At 71.4% G+C, this 26,637-nt stretch carries 28 protein-coding genes and 1 pseudogene; 14 read left to right on the top strand and 15 right to left on the bottom strand.

Going from position 1 to position 26,637, the window contains the following annotated elements; all coding sequences use genetic code 11:
- The first annotated feature begins 14 nt into the window (after nt 1-14).
- Nucleotides 15-1,304 (top strand): sorbosone dehydrogenase family protein, encoded by a 1,290-nt coding sequence (locus FGX59_RS14960; protein ID WP_138467664.1) that lies wholly within the window; start codon nt 15-17, stop codon nt 1,302-1,304.
- Here the strand turns inward: FGX59_RS14960 and FGX59_RS38725 are convergent.
- Both FGX59_RS38725 and FGX59_RS38720 read right to left on the bottom strand, forming a co-directional pair.
- Nucleotides 1,279-2,091, bottom strand: a complete 813-nt coding sequence (locus tag FGX59_RS38725; RefSeq protein ID WP_240722472.1) for a hypothetical protein — start codon at nt 2,089-2,091, stop codon at nt 1,279-1,281. The two genes, FGX59_RS14960 and FGX59_RS38725, sit on opposite strands and share 26 nt — an antisense overlap.
- 155 nt (nt 2,092-2,246) lie before the next feature.
- Nucleotides 2,247-2,393, bottom strand: coding sequence for a hypothetical protein (locus FGX59_RS38720; protein ID WP_240722470.1), 147 nt, complete (start codon nt 2,391-2,393; stop codon nt 2,247-2,249).
- 290 nt (nt 2,394-2,683) lie between these two features.
- Between FGX59_RS38720 and FGX59_RS38715 the strand changes: the two are divergent.
- The 3 genes and pseudogenes from FGX59_RS38715 to FGX59_RS14940 all read left to right on the top strand — a co-directional run.
- Nucleotides 2,684-2,842: pseudogene (locus FGX59_RS38715) on the top strand (integrase core domain-containing protein); the annotation flags it as partial.
- 178 nt (nt 2,843-3,020) lie between these two features.
- A complete protein-coding gene (locus tag FGX59_RS14945; protein ID WP_138467662.1) occupies nt 3,021-4,061 on the top strand; it encodes an IS110 family transposase in 1,041 nt (346 codons plus the stop codon).
- A gap of 428 nt (nt 4,062-4,489) precedes the next feature.
- The gene (locus FGX59_RS14940; protein ID WP_171060655.1) at nt 4,490-6,022 is read left to right on the top strand and encodes a sensor histidine kinase; all 1,533 of its coding nucleotides are present in this window, start codon (nt 4,490-4,492) and stop codon (nt 6,020-6,022) included.
- Between the two features lie 15 nt (nt 6,023-6,037).
- Here the strand turns inward: FGX59_RS14940 and FGX59_RS14935 are convergent, their stop codons facing one another.
- Complete coding sequence (locus tag FGX59_RS14935) at nt 6,038-6,400, bottom strand: response regulator transcription factor (protein WP_171060654.1); 363 nt, start codon at nt 6,398-6,400, stop codon at nt 6,038-6,040.
- 69 nt (nt 6,401-6,469) lie between these two features.
- Complete coding sequence (locus tag FGX59_RS14930; protein ID WP_138467656.1) at nt 6,470-7,129, bottom strand: response regulator transcription factor; 660 nt, start codon at nt 7,127-7,129, stop codon at nt 6,470-6,472.
- 213 nt (nt 7,130-7,342) lie between these two features.
- Between FGX59_RS14930 and FGX59_RS14925 the strand changes: the two genes are divergently transcribed.
- Nucleotides 7,343-7,936, top strand: a complete 594-nt coding sequence (locus tag FGX59_RS14925; RefSeq protein ID WP_138467654.1) for a helix-turn-helix domain-containing protein — start codon at nt 7,343-7,345, stop codon at nt 7,934-7,936.
- Between the two features lie 15 nt (nt 7,937-7,951).
- On the opposite strand, the gene FGX59_RS14920 is transcribed toward FGX59_RS14925, so the two are convergent.
- A complete protein-coding gene (locus FGX59_RS14920) occupies nt 7,952-8,653 on the bottom strand; it encodes a DUF1275 family protein (RefSeq protein WP_138467652.1) in 702 nt (233 codons plus the stop codon).
- A gap of 220 nt (nt 8,654-8,873) precedes the next feature.
- Here FGX59_RS14920 and FGX59_RS14915 point away from each other — a divergent pair, with 220 nt between their 5' ends.
- Entirely contained in the window at nt 8,874-9,392 is a 519-nt protein-coding gene (locus FGX59_RS14915) for a Dps family protein (RefSeq protein ID WP_138467650.1), read from the top strand.
- 18 nt (nt 9,393-9,410) lie between these two features.
- Here the strand turns inward: FGX59_RS14915 and FGX59_RS14910 are convergent, their stop codons facing one another.
- Nucleotides 9,411-10,322, bottom strand: coding sequence for an AraC family transcriptional regulator (locus FGX59_RS14910; protein ID WP_171060653.1), 912 nt, complete (start codon nt 10,320-10,322; stop codon nt 9,411-9,413).
- A gap of 237 nt (nt 10,323-10,559) precedes the next feature.
- Between FGX59_RS14910 and FGX59_RS14905 the strand changes: the two genes are divergently transcribed.
- From FGX59_RS14905 to FGX59_RS14895, 3 genes are read left to right on the top strand one after another with little or no spacing between them, the layout of a single operon-like run.
- The gene (locus FGX59_RS14905) at nt 10,560-10,826 is read left to right on the top strand and encodes a DUF1427 family protein (RefSeq protein WP_138467646.1); all 267 of its coding nucleotides are present in this window, start codon (nt 10,560-10,562) and stop codon (nt 10,824-10,826) included.
- Nucleotides 10,826-12,700, top strand: a complete 1,875-nt coding sequence (locus tag FGX59_RS14900) for an amidohydrolase (RefSeq protein WP_138467644.1) — start codon at nt 10,826-10,828, stop codon at nt 12,698-12,700. Before FGX59_RS14905 ends, FGX59_RS14900 begins: the two co-directional genes overlap by 1 nt.
- Before the next feature lie 3 nt (nt 12,701-12,703).
- A complete protein-coding gene (locus FGX59_RS14895) occupies nt 12,704-13,069 on the top strand; it encodes a DoxX family protein (protein ID WP_138467642.1) in 366 nt (121 codons plus the stop codon).
- A gap of 52 nt (nt 13,070-13,121) precedes the next feature.
- On the opposite strand, the gene FGX59_RS14890 is transcribed toward FGX59_RS14895, so the two are convergent.
- The 9 genes from FGX59_RS14890 to FGX59_RS14850 all read right to left on the bottom strand — a co-directional run bounded on the left by FGX59_RS14890 (nt 13,122) and on the right by FGX59_RS14850 (nt 22,652).
- Nucleotides 13,122-14,084, bottom strand: coding sequence for a pirin family protein (locus FGX59_RS14890; protein ID WP_138467641.1), 963 nt, complete (start codon nt 14,082-14,084; stop codon nt 13,122-13,124).
- Nucleotides 14,085-14,115: 31 nt separating this feature from the next.
- Nucleotides 14,116-15,702: an MFS transporter gene (locus FGX59_RS14885; protein ID WP_138467639.1), complete on the bottom strand. Its 1,587-nt coding sequence runs from the start codon at nt 15,700-15,702 to the stop codon at nt 14,116-14,118.
- The gene (locus tag FGX59_RS14880; protein ID WP_138467637.1) at nt 15,686-15,985 is read right to left on the bottom strand and encodes a GNAT family N-acetyltransferase; all 300 of its coding nucleotides are present in this window, start codon (nt 15,983-15,985) and stop codon (nt 15,686-15,688) included. Before FGX59_RS14880 ends, FGX59_RS14885 begins: the two co-directional genes overlap by 17 nt.
- 53 nt (nt 15,986-16,038) lie before the next feature.
- Nucleotides 16,039-16,728 (bottom strand): hydrolase, encoded by a 690-nt coding sequence (locus FGX59_RS14875; RefSeq protein WP_138467635.1) that lies wholly within the window; start codon nt 16,726-16,728, stop codon nt 16,039-16,041.
- A 19-nt stretch (nt 16,729-16,747) separates the two neighbouring features.
- On the bottom strand, nt 16,748-17,584 hold the full coding sequence (locus FGX59_RS14870) for an alpha/beta fold hydrolase (RefSeq protein ID WP_138467633.1): 837 nt from the start codon (nt 17,582-17,584) through the stop codon (nt 16,748-16,750).
- Nucleotides 17,585-18,878: 1,294 nt separating this feature from the next.
- The gene (locus tag FGX59_RS14865) at nt 18,879-19,487 is read right to left on the bottom strand and encodes a helix-turn-helix domain-containing protein (protein ID WP_138467631.1); all 609 of its coding nucleotides are present in this window, start codon (nt 19,485-19,487) and stop codon (nt 18,879-18,881) included.
- Entirely contained in the window at nt 19,484-20,149 is a 666-nt protein-coding gene (locus FGX59_RS14860) for a type 1 glutamine amidotransferase (RefSeq protein ID WP_171060652.1), read from the bottom strand. Before FGX59_RS14860 ends, FGX59_RS14865 begins: the two co-directional genes overlap by 4 nt.
- Complete coding sequence (locus FGX59_RS14855) at nt 20,146-21,114, bottom strand: carbon-nitrogen hydrolase family protein (RefSeq protein WP_138467627.1); 969 nt, start codon at nt 21,112-21,114, stop codon at nt 20,146-20,148. Before FGX59_RS14855 ends, FGX59_RS14860 begins: the two co-directional genes overlap by 4 nt.
- Before the next feature lie 86 nt (nt 21,115-21,200).
- Nucleotides 21,201-22,652, bottom strand: coding sequence for a glutamine synthetase family protein (locus tag FGX59_RS14850; RefSeq protein WP_138467625.1), 1,452 nt, complete (start codon nt 22,650-22,652; stop codon nt 21,201-21,203).
- A 182-nt stretch (nt 22,653-22,834) separates the two neighbouring features.
- Here FGX59_RS14850 and FGX59_RS14845 point away from each other — a divergent pair, with 182 nt between their 5' ends.
- From FGX59_RS14845 to FGX59_RS14825, 5 genes are all read left to right on the top strand, one after another.
- Nucleotides 22,835-23,359, top strand: coding sequence for a DUF1097 domain-containing protein (locus FGX59_RS14845; RefSeq protein ID WP_171060651.1), 525 nt, complete (start codon nt 22,835-22,837; stop codon nt 23,357-23,359).
- 58 nt (nt 23,360-23,417) lie between these two features.
- Nucleotides 23,418-24,101, top strand: a complete 684-nt coding sequence (locus FGX59_RS14840; RefSeq protein ID WP_138467621.1) for a cysteine hydrolase family protein — start codon at nt 23,418-23,420, stop codon at nt 24,099-24,101.
- Nucleotides 24,102-24,797: 696 nt separating this feature from the next.
- Complete coding sequence (locus FGX59_RS14835; protein ID WP_138467619.1) at nt 24,798-25,556, top strand: carboxymuconolactone decarboxylase family protein; 759 nt, start codon at nt 24,798-24,800, stop codon at nt 25,554-25,556.
- Nucleotides 25,557-25,577: 21 nt separating this feature from the next.
- Nucleotides 25,578-26,213: an NADPH-dependent F420 reductase gene (locus tag FGX59_RS14830; RefSeq protein WP_138467617.1), complete on the top strand. Its 636-nt coding sequence runs from the start codon at nt 25,578-25,580 to the stop codon at nt 26,211-26,213.
- 23 nt (nt 26,214-26,236) lie between these two features.
- Entirely contained in the window at nt 26,237-26,632 is a 396-nt protein-coding gene (locus tag FGX59_RS14825; RefSeq protein ID WP_138467615.1) for a cupin domain-containing protein, read from the top strand.
- Nucleotides 26,633-26,637 lie beyond the last annotated feature (5 nt).

Here is a 26,637-nt window from a genome sequence, read left to right as displayed (position 1 = left end):
GGGGGAGAACGGAGTTGGACGTGATTGCGCAAGCCGCCGCGCTGGTCGGCGGCACGGTTGCCTATCTGCGGCGCGCGGGATCGCCCGCGCATCAGGCGCTCGGCACCGCGCCGCAGATCCCCGAGGCCCGCAGCCAGGGGATCATGACCCTGAAGATGCCGGTGGCCGAGGGGTGGAAGAACGGCCGCGTGCCGGATTGCGCGCCGGGGCTGAGGGTGAACGCCTTCGCCTCGGGGCTCGACCATCCGCGCTGGATCGAGGTGCTGCCCAATGGCGACGTGCTGATCGCCGAGTCGAAGGAGCAGCCCGGGCCGCCGAAGACGCTGATGGACCACGCAGCCCAGGCGACGATGCGCCGGGTCAGGGCGATCGGGACCAGCGCCAACCGGGTCACGCTCTGCCGCGATGCCGATGGCGACGGCCAGGCCGAGATCCGCAAGGTCTTCGTCGAGAACCAGAACCAGCCCTTCGGCATGGCGCTGGCGGGGGACCGGTTCTACCTGGGCAATACCGACGGGATCCGGGTCTTCGGCTACCGGCCGGGCGACACCGCGCTCTCGGGCAGCGGCGAGCCGCTGGTCGACTTCAAGCCGCATGGCCACTGGACCCGCAGCCTGCTGCTCTCGCCCGACGCAACCAAGCTCTATGCCGGGGTCGGCTCGCTGTCGAATATCGCCGATCAGGGGATGGAGGCCGAGGAGGGCCGCGCCGCGATCTGGGAGCTGGACCTGGCCACCGGGGACGCGCGGATCTTCGCCTCGGGGCTGCGCAATGCCGTCGGCATGGCCTGGGAGCCCTGGACCGGCAAGCTCTGGACCGTGGTGAACGAGCGCGACGGGCTGGGCGACGAGACCCCGCCCGACTACCTGACCTCGGTCGCGGAGGGCGGCTTCTACGGCTGGCCCTACTGCTACTGGGGGCAGACCGTGGATGACCGCGTGCCGCAGGACCCGGCGCTGGTGGCGCGGGCGATCACGCCCGACTACGCGCTCGGCGGGCACACCGCTTCGCTCGGGCTCTGCTGGATGCCGGGCGGCACGCTGCCGGGCTTCGGCGAGGGCATGGTGATCGGCCAGCACGGGTCGTGGAACCGCTCGAAGCTGAGCGGCTACAAGCTGATCTTCGTGCCCTTCGAGGGGGGGCGGCCAAGCGGCCCGCCGCGGGACATCCTGACGGGCTTCCTCTCGGAGGACGAGAAGCTGGCCTATGGTCGGCCGGTCGGGGTGGCGATCGGGCCGGACGGGCGGTCGCTCCTTATGGCGGATGATGTCGGCGACGTCATCTGGCGCGTCTCGGCGGCCTGAGCGCTCCGCGCGCGCAGCCTGGCGCGGTGGGCGCGGCTGCGCCAGCGGGTCCGGAAATGGTCGCTGGCCAGCCCCCATGGCGCCCAGACGCCCTGCCCCGGCGCCCGTCCCCTCCCCATCCGGCGCATCTGCGCCTTGACCAGGCCCATCGTGGCCCGCCGGGCCAGCGCGGGACGGCCAGGTCGACGGCCGCCTCGCGCTCCTGCCAGCGGGCCGGCAGATCCGGGACCCGGGCCAGCGCCATCCCGATCATGGCGACGCCCGGGCGGCCGCCCTGCCCGCCGGGCGCCGGCAGCGCGGTGGCAAGCCGCCGGATCCCGCCCGGGACCATGACCGGCATCCCGGCGACCGCGGGGATGTCGCGGGCGAATTCGACGAAACAGGCCTCGCGCGCGCGGGTGCCGACCCGGGCCGGACTCTCGTCGCTGCCGCCCGAGATCTCGACCGGATCGGCCGCTTCGGCATCGAGCGTCCGGACCACCGCGACGGCCTCCTCGGGGGCGAAGCCGCCCGTCTGGAGACCGGCGGAGTTGAGTTTCGCCCCGACCCCGAATTCCGGCGGGACGCGGGCGCGCACGGCCCGGAGGATGGCGGTCAGCGGCCGCGCGCGGTTCTCCGGCACCCCGCCCCAGCGGTCGGTGCGGCGGTTCGCCAGCGGCGAGAGGACCTGGCCGGCCGGGCAGCCATGCGCGGCATGGAACTGCACCCCGTCGAACCCCGCCGCCTCGGACAGTGCGGCCGTTTCGGCGAATTGCGCTATGACGCGGGCGATATCCGCCTCCTCCATCGCCCGCGGCCGGGCGAAGAGCCGGAGAAGCCGCCCATTTCCAGCGCCACGGCCGAGGGCGCGAGGGCCGTCGCATTGGTGGCGGCGAAGACCTGGCGGCCGGGATGGCTGATCTGCCTCCAGATCCGTGCGCCGCCTGCCTGCGCCTCCGGCGCCTAGGCGCGGAACGGCCCGAGCGGCCCGGTGACGGCATCGGCGGCCACCATGGCATTGCCGGTGACCGGCAGCCCCGCGCCGCCCGCGTCCCAGCGCCGGCAGAGGCGGCGCAGCGCGGCTCCGGACAGGCGGCGCGCATCGGCCATGTCCTCCTCCATCGCCGCCTAGGCGATGCGGTTCGGCAGGCTCTGCCCGCCGGGCAGGCAGAGCGGCAGGGCAGCGGGGATGTCATGCATGCCAGCGATCCTTGATCCGGGACCGCTGCGGATAGAGGGCTTGACCCCGGGGTGAAGCTCAAGGCGCCGGGCGATGAAAATCGGCCGGATCGCGCAGGCCGCGGGGGCAAGCACCTCGCGCATCCTCTTCTGCGAGCGCAAGGGCATCATGGACAGCGTTCGGACCGCTCACTCGGACCGATGGCGTTCGGGTCCTCACGATCGAGCGTCTGTGGCGCTCGCTGAAATGCGAGTGCGCCTGCCTGAACGCCTTCGAGTCTGGGTCCGAGCTGCGCGACGGGATCGGCGCCTGGATCAGCCATTGCAGCGAGAGACGCCCGCACTCTCCGCACGGGCTGCCGAGGCCGGGCGAGGCCCATGGGAATCGGGCCTCGAACCTGAAGATCGCCGCCTGACGCGAAACCGATGACATAGCTTGGTTCGGCGGCAAACTGGCCGAAATCCCGCGACATGGTGTGATTGCGGCGGTCGCTCCCCGATGGCGAGCGAGGTCGGATACCCTCAGCCTCACATGAAACCGCTGGAAGGAGAGCGACCATGAAGCACTATGCCGGGCTCGATGCATCCCTCGAGGAAATCTCGATCTGCGTGGTCGACGGGACCGGGGCCGTCCAGGCTCGGAAGACCGTCGCCTGCGATCCCGCCGCCGTGACAAGGTTTTATGCACAGAAGCGGATCGCACCGGTCCTCGCCGTTCACGAGAGCGGCCAGCTGTCGATCTGGCTGCAGCGATCGCTGAGCGATCTGGGCCTGGCCGTGACCTGCGTGGAGGCGAGGGTGGCCCACAAGGTCCTGTCCGCGCGGCTGAACAAATCCGATGCCGCCGATGCCGAGGGCTTGGCCCAGCTGGCGCGGACCGGCTGGATCACGCCTGTCCATGTCCGCAGCCTTGATGCGGACCGGCTCCGGACGCTGATCGGGGCCAGGGACCGGCCGCTCCGACTGCGCAATGATCTCGAACGCCATGTCCGTGGCGTGCTGAAGACATTCGGCATCCGGATGACCGGCGTTCATCAGGGAAAGCTCCGGCAATCGTTCCGCGATCAGCTGGCGGATGCGGCCAGCCGCGAACCGGTCTTCGGCCTGATCGCCGAAGGGGTCATGACAGTCCACGCCACGCTGTGCCCGGCCACTGCCACGATCGACAGGGATCTGCGCGATCTCGCCAAGGAGTCGGAGCTGGCCCGGCGCCTGATGACTGTTCCCGGTGTCGGAGCGATTGTCGCGCTTAACGTCATCGCCGTCGTGGACAGGGCAGACCGGTTCGGCAGGTCCGCAAGCATCGGCGCATTCCCCGGCCTCACCCCGCGCCGCTACCAGTCCGGAGAGACAGATTATCAGGGGCGCATATCGAAATGCGGGGATGCCGCGATGCGCACTCTGCTGTTCGAGGCCGCCACGTCGCTGATGTGCCGGGTGAAACGGTTCTCGCCGCTCAAGTCATGGGCCCTCCGGCTGGCCGCACGCAAGGGCGCCAAGCGGGCCAGGGTTGCGGCCGCCCGCAAGATCGCCGTGCTGATGCTGACGCTCTGGAAAACCGGCGCGGACTTCCGATGGATCGCGGCGGCTGCAGCCTGAAAACACGCTGAAATGCCCGACCGAGGGAAGGCCAGGTCGAGATGTCCCGACGGGACGGAGGCATGACCGATCTCGCAGAGGTGGTTTGGGCACCGGATTTCGGGCCGGGGACCCAGCCCGCGACATTTGAGACGGTCCGCCACCGGACGCCATCATGAGGCGCGCTTGCGCCCGGCCTCGGAGAGAACCATGACCCTCGAAGGACAGATCAGACCTCCGCTTGACAAGGCCGCAATCAGAGAACCTCCTCTTCGTGTCCGTCCGCATCTGGCTGCGCCTTTTGTCGACCGGAGCTGGCATCACGAACGGCCGGGATGCAGACCGGCGGGCAGCCGCGCGGCGGGCGACATGGCCGGACGATCGTTCAAGACCCCGTCCCGCGCCTGGGCTATCCAGTCCGCATCGGCCCGGAAACAGGGGACATCGCCATGAGCCGCGACACGGCGCAGGACATGCGGCCCGGACCGGGCCGGACAGAGGGCCGGACCGGCGGGCCCCTGGCGCTCCTTGCGGGGGCGGCCGCAGCGCTGCGCGCCCGCGGGCTGCCCGAGGGCAGAATGCCCCGCGCCGCAGGCACGGTGGCGTTGATGGCGGCGATTTTCGCCGTCGACACCTTCACCTCGCTGCAGGGCGCGGTCGCGACGCTCTACCTGCTGGCGCTGATCTACCGGACGGGCGGCGAGGATGGCGATATCCGGCCCTGGGCCGCGGCCGCGCTGGTGCTGTCGGTGGCGAGCCATCTGGTGGTCTACGAAGGCCATGCGCCCTCGGATTCGCTCCTGCGGCTGGCGGTCAGCGGCGCGGCGATCATCGCGGGCAGCATCCTGATCCGCAAGGCGCAGGCCGGGGTTGCCGCGGTGCGGGCCAGCGAGGCGCGCTACCGCACCACCTTCGACGCCATCGCCGTGCCGGTCTGCGAATACGATTTCGTGCCGCTCCTCGCGATCCCGCCGAAGCCGCCGGTGCTGGTGCAGGCCAACCGCTCGGCGCTGGCGGCCTTCGCCGATCCCGGGGCGCGCGACCCGCTGCTGCCGCTGCGCCGCTTCCCGCTGGGCACCGAAGAGCAGCTCGCGCGCTGCCGCGAGATGATGGTGCGGGGCGGCCGGTTCGAGCAGGACATGCGGATCCGCGGCCGCAGCGGCGAGTGGCGCGACGTGCTCGTGTCCTTCTCGCTGGAGCCGGGCGTGCCGCGCGACCGCGTCCCCTGCACTATCGCCGACATGACCGAGAAGCGGCGGCTCGACCGCGCCCTGGCCGACGGGCGGCTGGAGCTGGAGCGGGCCCATCGCGCGCTGATGCTGGGGCAGATATCGGCCTCGGTCTCGCACGAGCTGAACCAGCCGCTGGCGGCGATCCGCAGCCTCGCCTCGGCGGCCCGGCGCTGGCTGGCGCGCGATCCGGTCGACCTGGAGGAGGCCCGCGCCGCGGTGGGCAGCCTCGACGCCGCTGTGGAGCGCGCCACCGAGATCGTCGCCCGGGTGCGGGCCGTGACCGGCGGCACCCGCTTCGTGCGCGAGGAGATGGCCGTCTCCGAGCTGGTCGATGCCTCCGCCGCCATCCTGGAACCCGAGCTGGAGCGCCAGGGGATCGCGCTGGAGATCACCCGCAAGGCCTGCTCCACCCGCATCCGCGGCGATGCCGTGCTGCTGCAGCAGGTGCTGGTCAACCTGGTCTTCAACGCCGCCCAGGCGATCGCCGGGGCGCAGAAGGGCCACCGCGTGCGCATCGCGCTGCACAACGGCCCGCCGGGGCGGCTGCGGATCGAGGTCAGCGATGACGGGCCGGGCTTCCCGCCGGGCCTGGCCGAGCACGCGACCGAGCCGTTCTGGACGACGCGGGCCGAGGGGATGGGGATCGGGCTTTCGGTCTGCCGGATCATCGCCGAGGCGCATGACGGCGCGCTGATCCTCGGCAATGCGCCCGGGGGCGGCGCCCGCGCGGTGCTCGACCTGCCGCTCTGATCCGGTCCGGGCGGCTCAGCCCGCGGCCAGCCCGCCCAGGAGCCCGATCAGCGCGCTTTCGTCGAAGGGCTTCTCCAGCACCGAGAGCGCACCGAGCTGGCGGGCGCGGGCATCGAGGCCGGGTGTCCGGAAGGCGGTCATCAGGATGAAGGGCACGGTCTCGCCCTGCGCGGCGAAGAGCTCCAGCAGGTCGAGCCCGGTGCGCCCGGCCATGCGCTGGTCGCTGAGCACGCAATCGGCCGCGGGCGCCCCGGCCGCGAGGAAGTCCTCGACCGTCGGATAGAGCGCGACCCGGTGGCCGAGCGAGCGCAGCAGGCTGCCCGTGGCGCTGCGCACCAGCGCGTCATCCTCGATCACGGCAATCTGCAACTGGCTCACGGTCGGCATCCTTGCGCTCGGGGCCCCGCGGCCCTCGACACCATATGGCGCACCCGGCCCATCCGTCACCTATACCCTGGTTTGCGCGGAGGAGAGCAGGTCCGCCGCGCGCACCAGCTCGGCCACAGTCCGCAGCCCCATTTTCTTCATCATGCTGGAGCGGTGCAGCTTCACCGTGATCTCCGCCAGGCCCAGCTCGCCCGCGATCTGCTTGTTCAGGAGCCCCCGCGCCACCCCGTCGAGCACCTCGCGCTCGCGCGGGGTCAGCCCGGCATGGGCGCGCCGCAGCCCGTCCAGCGCGGCGCCCTCGGCGCGGCGGGCGCGGTCGGCCTCGATCGCGCGCGACACCGCATCCAGCAGATCCTGGTCGCGATAGGGCTTGGTCAGGAAATCCGCTGCCCCGGCCTTCATCGCCGAGACCGTCATCGGGATGTCGCCATGGCCGGTCATGAAGATCACCGGCGTGCCGGTGCCGCGCTCGGCCAGGCGGCGCTGCAGGTCGAGCCCGCTGAACTGCGGCAGGCGGATGTCGAGCACGATGCAGCCCGGCACTTCGGGCCAGTCGGCCTCGAGCGCGTCCTGCGGCCGCTCGAAGCACAGCACCGCATAGCCGACCGAGCGCAGCAGCATCTCGGTCGCGTCGCGGACCATCGCGTCGTCGTCGATGATGATGACAAGCTCCTCCGGCGGGCCGTCGGTCCCCGCTTGCGTCGATGGAGGTGCAGTCATGTCCCGGCCCGTCCGCTTCGGCTTCGCTCCGGCCCAGTCTGCCCGCCGGGGCGGCGGCTGTCCATTGCCGCGGCGCGGAAAGCGGCCCGTGCCATACCATCGTATGGTCGGGCGATACCCAAAGGGCACGGGCATGCGCCTGCGTTCGGTATCCTGCCGCGCCCGGCGCGGCGATGCTCGGGACAGCAGACGTCCAGTTTCGGAGTATCCGGCATGTTGCACCAACAGACACTAGCAGTCACGCGGCCCGCCCCCGCCCCCGCCCCTGGCGCGGGGCTCGCGGAGGCCAGGCTGCGGGCGGCAGCGCTCGGCCAGCTCCTCCATGACCTGCGCGAGGCGGTCGAGGAGGATCCGGCGACCACGCATGGCTATCTCGACGCGCTCGAGTCGATGCTGGGGCTGGAGGCGGCGGGCCCGCAGGACGACCGCTTCCTGCCGCTGATGCGCGACGGCACGGACGGCGTCCGGCGCGGCACGCTCGCCCCCTGGCAGATCCGCCGGGTGATCGCCCATGCCGAGGCGCATCTGGCCTCGGCCATCGCGGTCGAGGAGCTGGCCGGCATCGCCGGGCTGAGCACCGGGCATTTCTCGCGCGCCTTCAAGGCCTCGACCGGCGAGACGCCGCACGGCTTCCTGATCCGGCTGAGGCTGCGCCGCGCGCAGGAGCGGATGCTGGCCGGGGACGAGCCGCTGGGCGAGGTCGCCGCCGCCTGCGGCTTCACCGACCAGGCGCACATGACGCGGCTCTTCCGCCGCCATGTCGGCGACACGCCGTTCCTCTGGCGCCGCCGCCACGCCGAGGGCTGAGGCAGCGGCAGGGCGTCAGCCGCGCGGGGCGGCCATGGCGGGATGGGGCAGCACCAGGAGCGTCGCCCCGGCCGTCACCGCCCCGGCGCCCCCCAGGGGCAGCGCGGCCCCGCCCGCCCGCAGGAGCAGCGCCCCGGCGGCCGCGCCCGCGAACATCGCCGCCACCGCGCCCAGCCGCCGGGCAAGGTTGCGCCCGCTGCCGCCCGAGATCTTCGCCTCCGAGGCGATCCCGGTCAGGGTCAGCGTCAGCACCGTTGTGGTCAGGTCGGGCACGCCGAGGCTGCGGACGGTGGAATTGCGCATCCCCATCGCGGCGCCGAGGCAGAGGATCATCGCGATCTGCCCGGCCCCCTCCGCCGCCGGACCGGCCAGGGCAAGCGACAGCGCCGCGGCGGCCCAGACCAGCGCCGTTTCGATCCCGGCGGCCATGCCGAGCCAGCGCCGCAGCGGCCAGGCCGCGCAGCCGCGGCCGATCCGCCCGCCCGCCGCCGCACCGCCGAGGAATGCGGCCAGCGCGGCGGCAAGCGGCAGCGGATGGAACGGCCCCGCGCCGGCGGCGGCGAAGCCCAGGAAGACGACATTGCCGGTCATGTTGGCGGTGAAGACATTGCCGAGGCCGAGCACGCTGACCGCGTCGATCATGCCGGTGGCGAAGGTCAGCGCGGCCAGAAGCGGCGGCAGGGGCGGAGCGGGGGTCGCGGGTGCGGTCGGGGTCATGGCGGTCGGGATCTCCTGTCTGGTCCGGGCCCCGACCCTGCGCGCGCGCGCCCGCGCGCGATTGCAGCCTCCGGCCACGGCTTGTCGGTTCCGCGCACGGCGGCGGCCGCCCCGCCCGCGGATGCGCGCCCCGTCCAAGCCGGGCGCGATCCGGCCAAGCCGCCCGCCCCGGCCCGCGCCAGTCTGGCCGCACTTGTCCCCGAACAGGAGTTCCTTCCCGATGGACCAGACCACCCTGACCGCCCGCCGCCATGCCCCCCTGGCCGTGCCCCACCGCATCGGCGAGGCGGCCCGCCGCGATCTCGGCGCCGCGCTGGCGCAGATGCTGGCGGATGTCTTCGCGCTCTATCTCAAGACCCGCAATTTCCACTGGCACTATTCCGGACCCGGCTTCCGCGACGGCCATCTGATGCTCGACGACATGTCCGCCGAGCTTCTGGCGATGACCGACCCGATGGCGGAGCGCGCGCGCAAGCTCGGCCAGGCGACGCTGCGCTCCACCGGCCAGATCGCCCGGCTGCAGCGCATCCTCGACAACGAGGCGGAATTCGTCACCCCGTCGGACATGCTGGCCGAGCTGCGCGACGACAATGGCGCGCTGGCCGACCGGCTGGCCGAGCTGCACGGGCTGTGCGACCTGCATGGCGACGTGGCGACGGCGAGCCTCGTCGAGACCTGGATCGACGAGGCCGAGGGTCGCCGCTGGTTCCTTTTCGAGATGCTGCGCAAGCCGCTCTGAAAGGTCCGCGCCGCGGGCTCAGCGCAGCCGGCCGCGCCAGCGCCCGGGCGACAGGCCGGTCGCGCGGGTGAACTGCCGGGTGAAATGGCTCTGGTCCGCGAAGCCGCAATCCAGCGCGATATCGGCGATGCTGCGCTCGCCCGAGACCAGCATCTGCCGCGCCCGCCGCAGCCGCTCGGCCGAGAGCCACTGATGCGGCGTCTGGTCCGTCGCCGCGCGGAAGGCGGCGAAGAAGCCCGAGCGCGACATGCCCAGATCCGCCGCGATCGCGGCGATGGTGGCGCCCTCCTCGCGCGATGCCAGCCGGTCCTGCGCCTGCCGCAGGGCCGGACCGCAGAGCCGGTGCGTCCGCTCGGCCGGCCCCGCCCCGCGGTAGCGCGACAGCAGATGCCCCGTGGCCAGCACCGCCAGCTCCTCGAGCCGCAGCGGATCGGCCCTGCCGGGCGCGGCGAGCGCGGGCAGGACGCTCTGCGCCAGAAGGAGCAGCCCGGGATCGGGCTCGGCCTCCACCCGCTCGAAGCTGCCGCCCGGGCGCCGCCCGGCCAGCATCTCGGCCTCGGCCCCGATCCCGGCGGGAAGCTCGATCAGGAAGAAGTCGAAGGCGCCGTCCATCGCGGCGGAATAGGCGCTGTCGAAATCCCGCAGATAGGCCATGCCCCGGTCGAAGACCCGCCCGCCGCGCTGGCCGCGCCGGGTGTTCCGGCGGTGATGGCCGTCGACCAGCGACATCCCGACCAGCAGCCCGCGCTCCTGCGCCGGGGTGGCCACGCTGGCGCGGTGCGGGCCCGCGGCCGATTTCCGCCGGAAGACCAGCCCGCCCGCCGAAAGCGCCTCGTCCCGCGACAGCTGCGCGCGCGCGCAGCCGAGAGAATCCGCCGGCGGCGCCGATGCCGCCCTGCCTGCCGCTTCTGTCGTGACCTGGACTGCCATGCGCACCGCTCCGCGAGACCCTGCAGCCATCGGGGCCGCAGGCCGAAGATACCTGCGGACATGTCACAGGACAATCGTGCGCAGGCAAACAGGCGGTGCGCGAAACGTCCAAACCGGGGGGGACGCCTGCAATCCGGGCAGAGGACGGCAGCGCAGGCTCGTCCCGGGGGCACTCCGCCCCGCCCACCGTCCGGCCGCTTGCCCCCAGGGGCGGCCGGACCCTTCAGGGACACGGACATGAAACCCTATCTTCTCTCGCTCGGCGCCGGGCTGGCCGTCGGCATCCTCTACAGCCTGATGCAGGTCCGCTCGCCCGCGCCGCCGGTGATCGCGCTTCTCGGCCTGCTCGGCATGCTCGTGGGCGAGCAGGCCCTGCCGGCCGCGCGCTGGCTGGTGCAGCGCGGCGAGGCCGAGGCGCTCCTGCCCAACGCGGCGCGCCACATCTTCGGCGAGATGCCCAGCATCCACCGCCCGCAGACCCGCCGCGACACGGAGATCGGCTGATGGACAAGACACAGGCACATCCCGGGCTCGTCCTCTTCAACGGCCGCTTCGCGACGCTCGACCCGGCGGCGCCCGAAGTGTCCGCCGTGGCCATCGATGCCGGCCGCTTCACCGCGCGCGGAGCGGATGCCGAGATGCTGGCGCTGGCCGGGCCGGAGACGCGGAAGATCGACCTCGGCGGCCGCCGCGTCCTGCCCGGGCTGATCGACAACCACACCCATGTGATCCGCGGCGGGCTGAGCTACAACATGGAGCTGCGCTGGGACGGCATCCGTAGCCTCGCGGACGCGATGGCGATGCTGAAGGCGCAGGCCAGGGTCACGCCGCCGCCGCAATGGGTGCGCGTGGTCGGCGGCTTCACCGAGCACCAGTTCGAGGAGAAGCGCCTGCCGACCCTCGACGAGATCAACGCCGCGGCGCCCGACACGCCGGTCTTCATCCTGCATCTCTACGACCGGGCGCTGTTGAATGCCGCCGCGCTGCGGGCCGTGGGCTATGACCGGACCACGCCGAACCCGCCGGGCGGCGAGATCCAGCGCGACGCGGCCGGAAACCCGACCGGGCTCCTGCTGGCGAAGCCGAATGCCGCGATCCTCTATGCGACCCTGGCCCGCGGGCCGAAGCTGCCGCCCGAATACCAGCTGAACTCCACCCGGCATTTCCTGCGCGAGCTGAACCGGCTGGGCGTCACCGGCGTGATCGACGCGGGCGGCGGCAACCAGAATTACCCCGAGGATTACGAGATCATCGCCAAGCTGGCCGGGGACGGGCAGCTGACCGTGCGGCTGGCCTACAACCTCTTCACCCAGAAGCCCGCGGAGGAGAAGGCCGATTTCCTCGCCTGGACCAAGACGGTCAAGTACCGCCAGGGCGACGACTATTTCCGCCATAACGGCGCGGGCGAGATGCTGGTCTTCTCGGCTGCCGATTTCGAGGATTTCCGCGAGCCGCGCCCCGATCTGGCGCCGGGGATGGAGGAGGACCTCGAGGGCGTCGTGCGCATCCTCGCCGAGAACCGCTGGCCCTGGCGGATGCATGCGACCTATGACGAGACGATCAGCCGGGCGCTCGATGTCTTCGAGACGGTGGCGCGCGACATCCCGCTGGAGGGCATCCCCTGGTTCTTCGACCATGCCGAGACCATCTCGGAGCGCTCGATCGAGCGGGTGGCCGCGCTTGGCGGCGGCGTCGCGGTGCAGCACCGCATGGCCTATCAGGGCGAGTTCTTCGTCGAGCGCTACGGCGCGCGCGCGGCCGAGGCGACGCCGCCGGTGGCGCGGATGATCGAGGCCGGGATCCCGGTCTCGGCCGGGACGGACGCGACGCGGGTGGCCAGCTACAACCCCTGGGTCGGGCTTTCCTGGCTGGTGACGGGGCGCACGGTCGGCGGGCTCAGGGTGACGCCGGCGCGGAACTGCCTCGACCGCGAGACGGCGCTGCGGATGTGGTCCGAGAAGGTCGCCTGGTTCGCCGGGGATGACGGCCGCCGCGGCCGGATCGCGCCGGGGATGCTGGCCGACCTGACCGTGCCGGACCGCGACTACTTCTCCTGCCCCGAGGCCGAGATCGCCGGCATTGCCAGCGACCTGACCATGGTCGGCGGCAAGGTGGTCTGGGGCGCGGGCGACTTCGCCGGTCTCGACGAAAGCGAGCTGCCGCCGCCGATGCCCGACTGGTCGCCGGTCGCGCGCTGGGGCGGCTACGGCGCGCCCGGGCTCCGCGAGCCCTCGCCCGCCCTCGCCCGCTCCTGCGGCTGCGCCTCTGCCTGCGGCGTGCATGGCCACGACCATGCGCAGGCCTGGGGCGCGGGGCTGCCGGTGTCGGACCTCAAGGCGTTCTGGGGCGCGCTCGGCTGCGCCTGCTGGGCGGTCTGAGCCATGCTCGACCGCCTCTGCCTGCTGGCGCTCTGCGCCGCCTATATCCAGGGACCGGCGATGAAACTCGCCGATTTCCCCGGGGCCGTCGCCGAGATGGCGCAGTTCGGGCTCCGGCCCGCGCCGGTCTTCGCCGCCGGGGTCATCTGCTTCGAGCTGGCGGCCGCGGCCATGGTCGTCTGGGGCCGGGGCCGCGTCCCGGCCGCGCTGGCGCTGGCCGCCTTCACCCTCGCCGCGACCTTCGTGGCGCTGCGCTTCTGGCAGATGCCGCCGGGGGCGGAGCGGATCGGCGCCACCAATGCCTTCTTCGAGCATCTCGGGCTGGCCGGCGCCTTCTGCTACGTCGCGCTGCGCGGGCGCAGGGCCTGAAATGCGAATAGGCCGCCGGTTTCCCGGCGGCCTCTCTGTGCATGGAAGGGTATCACCACTCCTTCGGACGGGTCTTCTGCAGCCCCTCGGGGATCGGGATGAACTCGTCGGTGTCGCCGGGCGGCAGGCGGAAGGGCCCGCCCTCCCAGTCGGCGGCATTCCAGTCGCGCTGCGCCGCCTCGATCCGCTCCTTCGAGGAGGAGACGAAATTCCACCAGATGTAGCGGCTGCCATTCATCGTCGCGCCGCCGAGCGCCATCAGCCGCGCCCCCGCCGGTCCCGCCTTGACCGAGATCCGGTCGCCGGGGCGGAAGACCATCATGCGGCCGGCCTCGAACACGTCGCCTGCCACCTCGATGGAACCTTCGGTGATGTAGAGCCCGCGGTCCTCGTGCTCGTCGGGCAGCGGATAGGCCGCGCCCGGGGCCAGCACCACGTCGAGATAGAAGGCCTCGGAATAGAGCGTCACCGGGCTCGCCTGCCCATGCGCCGTCCCCAGGATCAGCCGCGCGGAGATGCCGCCATCGCCGATCTCGGGCAGCGCCTCCTTGCCGTGATGCTCGAAATCCGGGGCCATCTCCTCGCGGTCCTCGGGCAGCGCGATCCAGGTCTGGATGCCGAAGAGGCTGTGGCGGTGGCCGCGGGTGGCGGCGCTGGTGCGTTCCGAATGGGTGACGCCGCGGCCCGCGACCATCCAGTTGACCTCGCCGGGATAGATCATCTGGTGGGTGCCCAGGCTGTCGCGGTGCTCGAACTCGCCCTGATACAGGTAGGTCACGGTGCCCAGCCCGATATGCGGATGCGGCCGCACGTCGATGCCGCCCTCGGTGATGAACTCGGCCGGGCCCATCTGGTCGAAGAAGATGAAGGGGCCGACCATCTGCCTTTTCGGCGAGGGCAGCGCGCGGCGCACGTCGAAGCCGCCGATGTCGCGGGCGCGCGGGATGATCAGCGTCTCCAGCGCGGCGCAGCCGAAGCCCGGGCAGTCCGGGTCGTGGGTGGGGTTCCAGCTCATGGGGTCTCCTTCCCTCTGTCTGCCGCCCGCCTCAGCGCGGCGGTTCGATATAGTGGCGCACGACCGGCGCCGTGCCGCCCGCATGCAGCAGCCGCAGCGCGGCGTGGCGGTCCATGTCGGCATGGCTGACCCGGGCATGCTGCTCCAGGTGCTCCGCCCAGCTCGGCAGGTGGAAGCTCTCCAGCCAGGTGCCCGGCGCCTCGACGCCCTGGTGGATGCTCCAGCGGGTCGCGCCGTTTCGCAGCCGCTCGGCCCGCACCTCGGCAAGCCGCGCGAGGAAGGCGTCGCGGTCCGCCTCGCCGATCCGGTACTCGACGGTCACGAGCGCGGGCCGGTCCTCCTCCTGCCCCGGCGCGGGGGCGGGCGCCTCGGGCCAGAGCGCGGCCGGGGCGAGGTCGAGCCCCTCGCCCTGCCCGATCGCCCGCCGCCCCGTCGCCAGCATCGCCGCGACGAGCCCGGCGGCCGCCAGCAGCAGCGCCGCGGGGATAGAGCCATGCGCCGCGACCTGGCCCCACAGGACCGAGCCGGCCGTCATCGCCCCGAAGAACACCATCAGGTAGACCGAGAGGCCGCGGGCGCGGATCCAGTCGGGCAGCGCAGTCTGCGCCGAGACGTTGAAGGAGGTCAGCACCGCGATCCAGGCCAGCCCGCCGAGAAAGGCGGCGGGCATCAGCGCGGCCGGGACCGGCGCCACCGCCATCAGCACCAGCGCCAGCGCGGTGCCGAGCGTCCCGGCCTTGACCACCCGGTCGGAATCGAGCCGCGCCTGCAGCCGCGGCAGCAGCACCGCGCCGGTGACCGCTCCGGCCCCGATCAGCCCCATCAGCGCGCCGTAGAGCGCCGAGCCGCCGCCCGTGGCGCCCCGCGCGATCAGCGGCAGCAGCGCCCAGTAGCCCGAGGCGAAGAGGAAGAAGGCCGCCGCGCGCAGGCAGGTGTCGCGCATCGCGCGGTTGTGGCGGACATGGCGCAGTCCGGTGGCCATCTCCGCGCGCAGGCTGCCGTGATGGCGCCGCGGCGCCGCGGCGGGCGGGCGCCACAGGACAAGCGCGGCGAGGATGACGACGAAGCTCAGCGCATTGAGCGCGAAGGGCGCGGCCAGCCCGGCGGCGGCGATCAGCAGCCCGGCAACGGCCGGGCCGATGGCGCGGGCAATGTTGATCCCCATGGAATTGAGCGCGATCGCCGCGCGCAGCTCGGGCGCGGGCACGAGCTGGGGCACGATCGCCTGCCAGGCCGGCGCCATCAGCGCCGCGCCGGTGCCGATGGCCAGCGTGAAGCCGATCAGCAGCCCGGGCGTCATCCGCCCGCTCCAGACCAGCAGCGCCAGAAGGCTTACGATGCCGAGGAGCACCAGGTTGATGCCGATCAGCAGCCGGCGCCGGTCGAGCCGGTCGGCCAGCGCCCCGGCGAAAAGCGCGAAGCAGAAGATCGGCAGCGTGCCCGCGGCCTGCACCAGCGTCACGACGGCCGGGCTGGGCGCGAGCGTGGTCATCAGCCAGCCGGCGCCGACCTCGTGCATCCAGGTGCCGGTATTCGACACCAGCGTCGCCGTCCACAGCAGCGCGAAGGCCGGATGGCCGAAGGGCGCATAGGCGCCGCCGCTACCACTGGATGACATCGGCCAGCTCGTCGCGGTGCTTCATCGCATGCGCCCGCACGAAGGGGCAGAGCGGCACGATCCGCTGGCCCCGGGCGCGGGCATCGGCGATCAGCCGCTCTGCCAGCGCCCGCGCGATGCCGAGGCCGCGCATCGTGTCGGGCACGGCGGTATGGTCGGCGATGACGAGGCTGGGCGTGACCTTCGAGAGGGTCAGCTCGCCTTCGCCCTCGACGCCCTCGACGGTGGCGGCATAGCGGGCCTTGGTCTCGGTTTCCGTGTAGGTGATGACCGGTTCGGGCATGGGCGCTCCTTCTGGCGGGAGGGCGGCGGAGGCGGACCCCCGCCGCAGGGGGATCACTCGGCGGGAACCGGCGCGCGGACCGGACCGGCATGGACGCTGCGCTGCGGGGCCTTGTGGACCATGGTATAGGCATAGTCGACGCCCATGCCATAGGCGCCGGAATGCTCCTTCACCAGCGCCATGACCGCATCGTAGCTGTCGCGGTGCGCCCAGTCGCGCTGCCATTCCAGCAGCACCTGCTGCCAGGTCACCGGCACCACGCCCGCCTGCACCATCCGCGCCATCGCCTGGTCATGCGCCTCCTTCGAGGTGCCGCCCGAGGCGTCGGCGACCATGTAGATCTCCAGATCCGTGTCGGCCAGGCAGGAGAGCGCGAAGGTGCAGTTGCAGACCTCGGTCCAGAGCCCGGCGACCAAGACCTTGCCCGCGCCCGCCGTGGCATGGCCGAGCAGCGCGTCGCGCACCTTCTGGTCGTCCCAGGAATTCATCGAGCTGCGCTCGAGGATCGGCGCCTCGGGGAAGACGTCGAGCAGCTCGGGATAGGTGTAGCCCGAGAAGGCCTCGGTCTCGACCGTGGTGATGGTCGTCGGGATGCCGAAGATCTTCGCCGCCTTGGCGAGGCCCACGGCATTGTTCTTCAGCGTCTGGCGGTCGATCGACTGGACGCCGAAGGCCATCTGCGGCTGGTGGTCGATGAAGATCACCTGGCTGTTCTGCGGGGTGAGGACGTCGAGCTTGGACATCGGTGGCTCCTTTCTCGGGTTATGATTGCACGAAGGCGAGGAGATCGGCGTTCAGCACGTCGGCATGCACGGTCAGCATGCCATGGGGATAGCCGGGATAGGTCTTCAGCGTGCCCTGCGGCAGCAGCTCGACGGATTTCAGCGCGGAATCCGCGATCGGCACGATCTGGTCGTCCTCGCCATGCAGCACCAGTGTCGGCACGGTCATCGCCCGCAGGTCGCCGGACTGGTCGGTCTCGGAGAAGGCCTTGATCCCGTCGAGATGCGCCTTGGCGCCGCCCGTCATGCCCTGGCGCCACCAGTTCTGGATCACGCCCTCGTAGACGGTCGCGCCCTCGCGGTTGAAGCCGTAGAAGGGCCCGGCCGGGACATCGCGGAAGAACTGCGCGCGGTTTGCGGCCAGCGCGGCGCGGAAGCCGTCGAAGACCTCGATCGGCGTGCCTTCGGGATTGGCCGCGGTCTTCACCATCAGCGGCGGGACCGCCGAGACCAGCACGGCCTTGGCGACGCGGCCCGCGGGAATGCCGTGCTGCGCCACGTAGCGCGCGACCTCGCCGCCGCCCGTCGAATGGCCGATATGGACGGCGTTGCGCAGGTCCAGCGCCTCGGCCACGGCGAAGGCATCCGCGGCGTAGTGGTCCATGTCATGGCCCTCGGAGACCTGCGAGGAGCGGCCATGGCCGCGGCGGTCATGGGCGACGACGCGGTAGCCGTTGGCCAGGAAGAACAGCATCTGCGCGTCCCAGTCGTCCGAGCTCAGCGGCCAGCCGTGATGGAAGACGACGGGCTGGGCGTCTTTCGGCCCCCAGTCCTTGTAGAAGATGTCGGTGCCGTCGGCGGTGGTTACGTAGCCCATTGATCTGTCTCCTGAATCTGAGCTGTCCGGAAGGCCTGCCGCGGCGGCGGCAAGCGGAGGGAGCGCCGCGGCGGCGGCGATGGCGGTCCCGGCGATCAGCACCTCGCGGCGCCGGAAAGGGGGGAATGGATCGGGCAAGGCGGCCTCCTGCGGATGTCGAACTGCGCCGCCGCCTTCCGTCGGGAGCAGCCGGGCGCCCGCCCTTCATGCCCGCCCTGCCCCGCCCCGCGCTTGTCGGCAAAGGCCCGGAATTTCACAAAACCGGCATCCGGCGGCTGCGCCCGCGCCGGCCCGCCATGCCCCTGCCTGCCGAGGGAGGCCGCCGCGTCCGGCCTCTGCCGTGCCCGGCACGCCGCCGGGAAATTCCCTGGGCGATTGCCGGGCGCGGCAGCCGTCCGGTTCCCGCTGCGATCCCCGCGAACACCGGAGCCTTCGGCCGGAGCATGGACGGGTGGCCTGCGCCCGCCCTGCCCCATCGAGCACCCAGCTGCCACGGCCGGTCCGCAGATGCGGCCCCGCGCCTGCCATGAGGGGCCGGACCGCAGCCGGCGCGTGGCGTGGCCATCCGCTCAACGGCACTGGCGCGGCAGAGCGGGCGGAGGGAGGACCTCCCGGATACCGGCCGAAGCGCCTTGCGGCGCCCACCTTCGCGCCCTGACAGGCAGCAGGGGACGCCCGCGGCATCGCCTCCGCAGCGGAACGCTGCCACGGCGCAGCCCGGCGGAGCCCGGCGGAGCCCGGCGGAGCCCCCGTGCCGGGCTCGCGCCCCGGCACGGGGGCTCCGGGAAGTCCAGCCAGACGGGACCGAAAGAACTGCTGCCGGACATGGCCCATTCCGCCAGCTCTCTCGCAGGTCGCACCCAGTCCGGAGCCCGCCAGCGTCCCGGCGCCGGATGCAAGCAACAATGCCGCAACGGTCGCCCATGCCGGCAGCACGCGGCGGTGCAGCCGGCTCCGCCTGCCGAGCGAGCCATGCGGCCGCCACGGGCCACGCGCCCTGGCGGGTTGCGCCACGCGGCTCGATTGCGGATGTCCTCTGGCGCGCCGCGCTGGACCCAAGGCTCCGGCAGGACGCGAACCGCGGTTGCCGGATCAGGCGCCTGGGCGGGCCCCCGGGGGTCGCGAGGACCTTCGCTGCCGCCGGACCACTCGCCTGGCACGGGATGCGGGCGCCCTGTCGGGCATGCCTACGCGGCCGCGGTCCGTTGCTGGAGATCGATGACCTCCTGCCGCCGCCCGCACGGTCCCGCAGGCAGCCCCCCGAGGCCGCGGCAGCCAGACGGGCCGGGGCCGCTCAGCGCTCGAACGGAGCGATCGACAGGCAGATCGACAGGATCTCCGCATCCTCCGGCCCCTCGGAGGTGAAGGCGTGGCGCATCGTGCTGTCGAGATAGGCGCTCTCGCCGGCTTTCAGCACAAGCGGCGCGTAATGCTGCGTGTGAAGGCCCAGCGTGCCCGACAGAACGTAGATGTACTCCTCGCCGCGATGGATGCTCCATTCCTCGGCCGGGGGCACCTCATGGGTGCGGATGCGCATCTTCAAAGGCACCATCACCTTGCCTCGCAGGTTCGAGGAATGGACCTCGTAGTCGTAATGGCCGGTGCTGTGCCGCTCCGCCTCGCCCAGATGGGTCGCCGTCAGCCGGCCCGAGGGCGCGGCCTCGGCAGGCGGGTCGAGGATCTCGACGAAGTTCAGCTGCAGCGGGCGGATCAGGCGCATCAGCGTGTCGAAGCTGGGGCTGGACTGGCCGATTTCAATCTTCGAGATCGCGGGAACCGAGACGCCGCTGCGCTCGCTGAGATCGCCGAGCGTCCAACCGCATTCCTTGCGCCGGGCGCGCAGCCGCCGCCCGACGACGGCGCTCATGTTCTGATCGGGGGTGCCGGCTGCATTCTTGGTCATTCCATAACTCTTCTGAGCAGTTCATCGAGCAACGCCGCAGTGCGCGGAGTGGCGCGTTCGAGTTCTCCCAGGCAGGTTACCTCGAAATCGGAGGGAAGATCGAGATGTCCCTCGGCCGTGCCGCGATGTTCCGCGATCCAGGAGGACACGATGTCCGGGTCCACCTCGGGATGGAACTGGACCCCGACCGCCCGGCCGTACTGGAAGGCCTGCGGCACGGCGCCGTCGGCGGCCAGCAGGTAGCAGCCCTCGGGCACCCAGAACCGGTCGCCGTGCCAGCGGAACCACGGGCCCTCCCAGACCGCGTCCGCCGCCTGGTCGTTGAGATGCCAGCCGCGGATCTTCTCTGCCATGGGCTTCACCTCGGCGCCGAGCGCGGAGGCGATCAGCTGCGCGCCGAAGCAGATGCCGATGATCGGCCGGTCCGCGTCGATCTGGCTGCGGATGAAGTCGCGCTCCTGCCGGATCCAGGGATGGGCGTCCATCTCGTAGACGCCCCGCGGCGAGCCCAGGACGACCAGAAGGTCATGCGCGGGAAGGGCGTCGTAGCGTTCCTGGCGGGCATCGCGCAGGATCAGCTCGGCGCCGTGCCCGGCGCTGAGCAGCGGGCCGAAGACGCCCAGCCCCGAGCTGCCGGAATTCTGCAGGACAAGGACCTTCACGACCCCGCCCCCCCGGTTTCCGGGTCGCGGCCGCTCCACTGCACGGCGCCGGGCCTGTCGCCGCGGATGGTCACGTCGAAGATGTCGGTGCGTCCGTAATGCCCGGTCGGATCGAGGCTCTGGCGGGCGCCTGCGACCAGCGACCGGTCGATCTCGGCGGTGATCAGCCCCTCGACGTCCTCGCCCGCCACGGCCACGACCTCGCCCATCGGCGAGACGATGCGCGACCCGCCGCGGAAGATGCGGTCGACGCCCTCGGCGACCAGCTGGTCGCGGAACGGGAAATCCGCGGGAATGTCCGACATCGACAGCAGGCCCATGACGCTGACCACCCAGAGCCGCCCCTCGCGCGCGATGAATTCCGGCGCGACATTGGCCACGCCTTCGTTGCCGGGCCAGGCGGCGACATGCAGCTCGCTGCCCCCGGCATAGAGCGCGTAGCGGGCCTGGGGCATCCAGTTCTCCCAGCAGTTCAGCGCGCTGGCCCGCGTCCCGCCGAAGTCGTGGACCCGCAGGCCGTGGGCATCGCCGATCGCCCAGCACAGCCGTTCGTCATGGGTCGGCATCAGCTTGCGATGCGCCCCGAGCACGCCCTTTTCGCGGTGGATGGCGAGCATCGTGCACCAGATGCTGCCCCGCCCCGCCCCGGCGCCGCGTTCGTTCATGCCGAGATAGACCGAGACGCCGTGATCGCGCGCCGCCTCGGCAATCCGCGCAACGAGCGGCGAGCCGAGCTCGACCGCCGCCTCCAGGAAGGCGGCATAGGCCTGCCGCTGGCGGGCATCGTCGAAGGCCGCGGCATTGGTGCGGCAGAGCCAGAAGGGATACCCGCTCAGATAGGCCTCGGGGAAGGCGAGGAGGTCGACCCCGAGGGCAGCCGCCTCGGCGATGGTCTCCACGACCCTGTCCGCGGTGCCTTCCGGATCGAGCCAGACGGGCCTGATTTGTGCCGCTGCGACTTTCATGTCTTTGCTGTAGCTCCATGTTTTCAGCGCGCCCGCACGCTGCGCGGGCGCCAGCCCCGCCGCCTCGCAGGCGGCGGGACCGAGGGTCAGTACATCTCGAAATATTCGCGGTGTTCCCAGTCGGTCACTTCGGAGAGGAAGCGGGCGACCTCGAACTTCTTCAGCGACACCAGGTAGTGATGCACCTTGTCGCCGAGCTCGGCCCGGATCACGTCGTCGGCGGCGAAGGCGTCGATGGCGGCCATGAGGCTTTCCGGCAGATCGGGGCGGACCTCGTCATAGGCCGCCCTGACCGGGGCGCCGGGGACAAGGTCATTGGCGATGCCGTCGCGGCCCGAGATGATCTGCGAGGCGATGTAGAGATAGGGATTCGCCGTCGGTTCGCCCACGCGGTTCTCGATCCGGCTGGCCGGGTCGCCGCCCTGGCCGATCACCCGCAGCATCGCGCCGCGGTTCTCCTGCGCCCAGGCGGCCTTGAGCGGCGCGAAGCTGTTGGGCGCGCGGCGCTTGTAGCCGTTGATCGTCGGCGTCGACATCAGCGCCGTGCCCGAGGCATGCGCCAGGAGCCCGCCGAGATAGGCCATGCCGAGTTTCGACAGCGGCGCCTCGCCGCCATCGGCCGCGAAGAGATTCGCCCCGGTCTGCGGATCGACCAGCGACTGGTGCATGTGCCATCCGCTGGGGAAGGTGTTCGCGATCTTGGGCTTGGCCATGAAGCTGGCATGGTAGCCCTTGCGGCGGCAGAGCTGCTTGACCGCGGTCCGGAACAGCAGCGCCGCGTCGGCGGCCTCCATCGGCGGCAGCGGGTCGAAGGTGACCTCGATCTGGCCCGGACCCCATTCGTCCTCCATCGTCTCCACCGGCAGGCCCAGGGCGTCGATATTCTCCTGCAGGTAGCTCAGCAGCTCCTCGATCTCGTCGCCGCGCGTCTCGGTCAGGTACTGGTAGCCATGCGAGATCATCTCCACCTCGGGCGCGGCGGGCGGATAGCCGCTATCCTCCGGCGAGAGCTTCGGGTCGAGCATGCGGAAGACGTAGAACTCGAATTCCAGCCCCACGAGCATGCCCATGCCGTCGCCCGCCAGCTTCGCGACCTGCTCGCGCAGGATCTGGCGCGTCGAGAGCGGACAGGGCGCGCCATTGCCGAAATAGGCGTCGCTCAGGCACCAGGCGGTGTCCTTCACCCAGGGCAGCATGCGGAAGGTCGTCGGATCGGGCACCAGGACCCCGTCGGGAAGGCCGATCATCTCGGGGATGCCCAGGTGGTTCTCCGCCCCGAAAGGCGGCACGATCGGATGGTTCGTCGTGTCGAAGATCGCCGTGACGAGCTGGAAATCCTTGCCGTCCTTCAGGCATTTGAGGAAATGCTCGGCGCTGACGGTCTTGCCCCGCACGATGCCGTGCTGGTCGCCCCATCCGACGCGGACATTGCGGACGCCGCTTTCCTTCAGCTGCGCGGCGACCTTCTCTGCCGCCGCCTTCTGCGCCTCGGTCCACAGCCCGTGCCGTTCGATGAAGCCCTGTTTTTGGTTCGCCATGTTCAATCCCTGTTGCTTGCTGGTCCGCAAGGTGTCCGCCGGCGCCTGGGCCATCCGGGCAACCTTACCCAGGCCGGACATTCTGAGCCAGAACGATTTTCGTCAAGACTTAAAATTCTCTTGTACGAGAAAAATATCGGTCCATTTTAAGAATGAGAGAATCACAAGCAACAGGGACTCCCATGAACCAGACTACGGCTACGGCGCTTGGCGTCGGCATCTTCGGCGGCCTCGCCACCATGCTCTACATGTCCACCGGGACCGTGCTGATCTGGGCGGCCTTCGTCGCCTGGGCCTCGTTCTTCGCCATCGGCGGCACGCGGGCGGCGGTGCCGCTGAACATCACCTGCAACCTCTTCGGGGTCGTGGTCGCCTGGATCGTCGGCCTGCTGATCCTCGCCAATCCCTTCCCCGGGCTCGCCACCCCGGTCTGGGCCGGGCTGCTCGTCCTGGTCAGCGTGGTGATCTACATCTCGGCCTCGGTGATCCCGGCCTTCTCCTCCGTCCCGGCCGTGACCTTCGGATACGCGGCGACCTTCGCCTATATCAGCCAGACCCCGGACGTGTTCAGCACCGGCACGATGCTCGAGTTCAGCTTCTCGAACGTGCTGATCAATGTCGGCCTCTCGATGATCGGCGGCACGTTCTTCGCCTACGGATCGGCCTGGCTGTCCGGCGTCCTGGCGAAGCCCGCGGCGGACGCGTGACCCGACGGACGGGCGCCGTCCCGCGGCGCCCGCCATTGCCAATTTGCGAGGACAGACGATGAGCGACTGGAAGACCGCGAACCGAAGCTTCTACTACGAGGGCGCGCCGGAGCCCGGCGATCCCGTTCTGGGCCGCGCCGATACCGCGCTTCTGGTGATCGACCTGCAGAACTGCTACCTCTGGCGGCGCCCTGACGGCGCGGCGCCCGAGGTGCCGCCGGGCTGGGCCGGATTCGGCGCCCGCATGGCGGATACGGTCCTGCCCCGGACCGCCGCCCTGATCGCCGCGTTCCGGGCGCGGGGGATGGAGGTGGTCTTCGCCCGCATCGCCTGCCAGCACGATGACGGTCGCGACCGGTCGCTGAGCCAGAAGAAGCCGGGCTGGAACAACCTCCTATTGCCAAAGGACGATTTCGCCTCTGCGATCCTCGAAGAGGTCGCCCCGGCCGGGGACGAGATCGTGGTGACCAAGACCACCGACAGCGCCCTGACCGGCACCAACCTGCGCCTGCTCCTGTCGAACATGGGCATCCGCAACGTGGTCTGCGCGGGCATCTTCACCGACCAGTGCGTCAGCTCCACCGTGCGCAGCCTGGCCGACGAGAGCTTCGACGTGATCGTCGTCGACGACTGCTGCGCGGCGGGAACGGATGCGCTGCACCGCAGGGAGCTCGAGGTGCTCAACATGATCTACTGCCAGGTCATGAGCGCGGAGGATGTCGCGGGCTATCTTCCGGACTGAGACCCGGCCATCTCCGGGGCCGCCCCAGCCCTGCGGCGCGGACCGCCGGCAAACGCGGGAGCGGTCCGCATCCCGGAGGGATGGCGCCGGAGCGCACCCTCCGCGGCGGCGGTCCGCAGCGCAGCACCTCGCAGAAATGGGCAAGTCCAGCCGCTTTCAGGGCGATTGCTCCAGTTTTGCCCCAAGCGCCTCGGCCGAAGAGACTTTTCCAGCATCCTGCCAGCTACGAAGCCTCGCCGGGACAGCAGGTCGGGCGCAGACAGGCTGCGGCCATCTGCAGCCCGGACCCGAGGCGCCGCATGCTCTCCTCGAACAGGCCGGCGCGGCCCCGCGGCAGCATCCCTTCCGCCGCAGACGGGCCGGGAGTGGCGCTGCCGCGGCGCCGCGCAAGCGGAACGGCACGACGGGTGCCGGATGGCGCCTGCGCCGGCCCGGCATGGTCAGGCCGCCGGCCCGGCAATTGCAGCCAGAGGGGACGTCGGCACGGCAGGATCCCCCGGCAAGCGGCGCGACCGCCGGAGAGCGGTTTGCCGCCGGTCACGCCGCCCCGAGGATCGCCGGTCTTGCGCCAGACTGCCGGATGCGCCGGATTGATGAACCTTGCTCATGGGCGGCTTGCCCAGACCGGGCATTAAGGTTCGTCCGGCGCGGGGCAGATAAGGAGGGCAGACCAACCGATCCTCGAAGGAGCCTCCGATGAAGACCCGTCTCGCCGCCTCCGCGTTCGCCCTGGCCGCAGGCACGGCCTCGGCCGAGCCCGCCGCCACGCTGCCCGATGCCGTCGCGCGCACCGCCCCGGCCCTGGCCGCCTATGCCGCCGACGACATCTTCGGCGGCGAGTGGACCGCAGCGGCGCTGTCGCCGCGCGACCGCGCGCTCGTCACCTTCGCCGCGCTGGTCACCCGCCACGAGACCGGCAACCTCGCCCGCTTCGCCGAACTTGCGCTCGATAGCGGCGTGACCCCGGGCGAGCTGTCGGAGACGATCACCCATCTCGCCTTCTACACCGGGCTCGGCAATGCCACCGCCGCCGCCGAGGCGATGGCGCCGGTCTTCGATGCCCGCGGCATCGCCGCGGAGGAGCTGCCGGGCGCCGAGGTCGCGTTCCTGCCGCTCGACGAAGAGGCCGAGGCCGCCCGCGAGGCCACCGTCAGCGGCAATTTCTCCGATGTCAGCATCGGCGTCGTCGACAACACCCGCGAGGTCCTGTTCAACGACCTCTGGCTGCGCCCCGGTCTCGCGCCGCGCGACCGCTCGATGATCACCGTCGCCGCCCTGATCGCGGCAGGCCAGCCGGAACAGATGACCTTCCACCTGAACCGTGCCATGGATAACGGGCTGACGCAGGAAGAGGCCGGGGCGATGCTGTCGCATCTTGCCTTCTACGCCGGCTGGCCCAGGGTCTTCTCGGCACTGCCGGTGGCGAAGCAGGTCTTCGAAAGCCGCGGCAACTAGGACGGCGGAGGAAGCGGCGCGATGAAGATCGGCATCCTGGGAAGCGGACTGATGGGCGGCAAGCTCGGCACGATCTGGGCGCGCTGCGGCCATGAGGTGACCTTTGCCTATGCCCGCTCCGGCGCCAAGCTGGAGCGGCTGGCCGCGGCCTGCGGCGGGCGCGCGGGCAGCGTGGCCGAGGCGGTCGCGGAGGCCGATGCGCTGCTGCTGGCGGTGCCCTGGCCGCGGGTGCCGGACGTCCTGGAGCAGGCCGGAGACCTCGCGGGCAGGACCGTCGTCAGCTGCACCCTGCCGCTCGATGGCAGCGACAGCCAGCTGGTGATCGGCACGACCTCCTCGGGGGCCGAGGAGCTGGCGCGGCTGCGCCCGCGGGCCCGCTGGGTCTCGGCCTTCTCGACCACGCCCTCGGAAAGCTTCTTCCCGGTCTTCGAGGGCAAGGGCCGCGCGGACCCGCCGCATGTGATGATCTACGGCGACGATGCGGCGGCGAAGTCCACCGCCTTCGCCCTCGCCCGCGATGTCGGCTTCGAGCCGCAGGAGACCGGCGGGATGCGCAATGCCCGCTTCGTCGAGCCCTTTGCCCTCGCCACCGTCGAGCTGGCCTATGTCCAGCCGGGCGGCCCGGCCTGGACCTACCGTTTCACCAAGCTGCGCTGATGCGCGACACGAAGGAGAGTTCCATGAAAATCACCCGTTCCGGCAGCAACCCCTCCGCGAAGGGCCCGGCCGACTGGTTCACCGGCACCGTGCGCGTCGACCCGATGTTCGCCGCCGAAGAGCCCGGCCGCGTCTCGGGCGCGCATGTCACCTTCGAGCCGGGCGCCCGCACCGCCTGGCACACCCACCCGGCGGGCCAGACCATCGTCATCACCTTCGGCCGCGGCCGGGTGCAGCGCGAGGGCGGCCCTGTCGAGGAGGTGTCCGCCGGCGATACCGTCTGGTTCCCGGCCGGCGAGAAGCACTGGCACGGCGCCTCGGCAGAGACCGCGATGAGCCATATCGCCATCCAGGAAAGCATCGACGGCAGCGCCGTCACCTGGATGGAGAAGGTCGCCGACGCGGACTACAACGGCTGATCCCG

It is taken from the genome of Poseidonocella sp. HB161398, assembly GCF_005870025.1.
In the GTDB taxonomy this organism is placed as follows: Bacteria; Pseudomonadota; Alphaproteobacteria; order Rhodobacterales; family Rhodobacteraceae; genus Mangrovicoccus.
The sequence above is the reverse complement of the archived record's forward strand: the minus strand, read 5'-3'. Positions and strand labels throughout refer to the sequence as shown.

What these genes read in the sequence shown, in the direction of transcription:
- FGX59_RS14830 (WP_138467617.1), top strand. Translation starts at nt 25,578, where the DNA reads ATGAAGATCGGCATCCTGGGAAGCGGACTGATGGGCGGCAAGCTCGGC.
- FGX59_RS14915 (WP_138467650.1), top strand. Translation starts at nt 8,874, where the DNA reads ATGGACCAGACCACCCTGACCGCCCGCCGCCATGCCCCCCTGGCCGTG.
- FGX59_RS14910 (WP_171060653.1), bottom strand. Translation starts at nt 10,322, where the DNA reads ATGGCAGTCCAGGTCACGACAGAAGCGGCAGGCAGGGCGGCATCGGCG.
- FGX59_RS14880 (WP_138467637.1), bottom strand. Translation starts at nt 15,985, where the DNA reads ATGCCCGAACCGGTCATCACCTACACGGAAACCGAGACCAAGGCCCGC.
- FGX59_RS14885 (WP_138467639.1), bottom strand. Translation starts at nt 15,702, where the DNA reads ATGTCATCCAGTGGTAGCGGCGGCGCCTATGCGCCCTTCGGCCATCCG.
- FGX59_RS14905 (WP_138467646.1), top strand. Translation starts at nt 10,560, where the DNA reads ATGAAACCCTATCTTCTCTCGCTCGGCGCCGGGCTGGCCGTCGGCATC.
- FGX59_RS14855 (WP_138467627.1), bottom strand. Translation starts at nt 21,114, where the DNA reads ATGAAAGTCGCAGCGGCACAAATCAGGCCCGTCTGGCTCGATCCGGAA.
- FGX59_RS14895 (WP_138467642.1), top strand. Translation starts at nt 12,704, where the DNA reads ATGCTCGACCGCCTCTGCCTGCTGGCGCTCTGCGCCGCCTATATCCAG.
- FGX59_RS14930 (WP_138467656.1), bottom strand. Translation starts at nt 7,129, where the DNA reads ATGACTGCACCTCCATCGACGCAAGCGGGGACCGACGGCCCGCCGGAG.
- FGX59_RS14825 (WP_138467615.1), top strand. Translation starts at nt 26,237, where the DNA reads ATGAAAATCACCCGTTCCGGCAGCAACCCCTCCGCGAAGGGCCCGGCC.
- FGX59_RS38725 (WP_240722472.1), bottom strand. Translation starts at nt 2,091, where the DNA reads ATGGAGGAGGCGGATATCGCCCGCGTCATAGCGCAATTCGCCGAAACG.
- FGX59_RS14865 (WP_138467631.1), bottom strand. Translation starts at nt 19,487, where the DNA reads ATGACCAAGAATGCAGCCGGCACCCCCGATCAGAACATGAGCGCCGTC.
- FGX59_RS14870 (WP_138467633.1), bottom strand. Translation starts at nt 17,584, where the DNA reads ATGGGCTACGTAACCACCGCCGACGGCACCGACATCTTCTACAAGGAC.
- FGX59_RS38720 (WP_240722470.1), bottom strand. Translation starts at nt 2,393, where the DNA reads ATGGCCGATGCGCGCCGCCTGTCCGGAGCCGCGCTGCGCCGCCTCTGC.
- FGX59_RS14875 (WP_138467635.1), bottom strand. Translation starts at nt 16,728, where the DNA reads ATGTCCAAGCTCGACGTCCTCACCCCGCAGAACAGCCAGGTGATCTTC.
- FGX59_RS14940 (WP_171060655.1), top strand. Translation starts at nt 4,490, where the DNA reads ATGAGCCGCGACACGGCGCAGGACATGCGGCCCGGACCGGGCCGGACA.
- FGX59_RS14925 (WP_138467654.1), top strand. Translation starts at nt 7,343, where the DNA reads ATGTTGCACCAACAGACACTAGCAGTCACGCGGCCCGCCCCCGCCCCC.
- FGX59_RS14900 (WP_138467644.1), top strand. Translation starts at nt 10,826, where the DNA reads ATGGACAAGACACAGGCACATCCCGGGCTCGTCCTCTTCAACGGCCGC.
- FGX59_RS14845 (WP_171060651.1), top strand. Translation starts at nt 22,835, where the DNA reads ATGAACCAGACTACGGCTACGGCGCTTGGCGTCGGCATCTTCGGCGGC.
- FGX59_RS14945 (WP_138467662.1), top strand. Translation starts at nt 3,021, where the DNA reads ATGAAGCACTATGCCGGGCTCGATGCATCCCTCGAGGAAATCTCGATC.
- FGX59_RS14835 (WP_138467619.1), top strand. Translation starts at nt 24,798, where the DNA reads ATGAAGACCCGTCTCGCCGCCTCCGCGTTCGCCCTGGCCGCAGGCACG.
- FGX59_RS14840 (WP_138467621.1), top strand. Translation starts at nt 23,418, where the DNA reads ATGAGCGACTGGAAGACCGCGAACCGAAGCTTCTACTACGAGGGCGCG.
- FGX59_RS14850 (WP_138467625.1), bottom strand. Translation starts at nt 22,652, where the DNA reads ATGGCGAACCAAAAACAGGGCTTCATCGAACGGCACGGGCTGTGGACC.
- FGX59_RS14890 (WP_138467641.1), bottom strand. Translation starts at nt 14,084, where the DNA reads ATGAGCTGGAACCCCACCCACGACCCGGACTGCCCGGGCTTCGGCTGC.
- FGX59_RS14920 (WP_138467652.1), bottom strand. Translation starts at nt 8,653, where the DNA reads ATGACCCCGACCGCACCCGCGACCCCCGCTCCGCCCCTGCCGCCGCTT.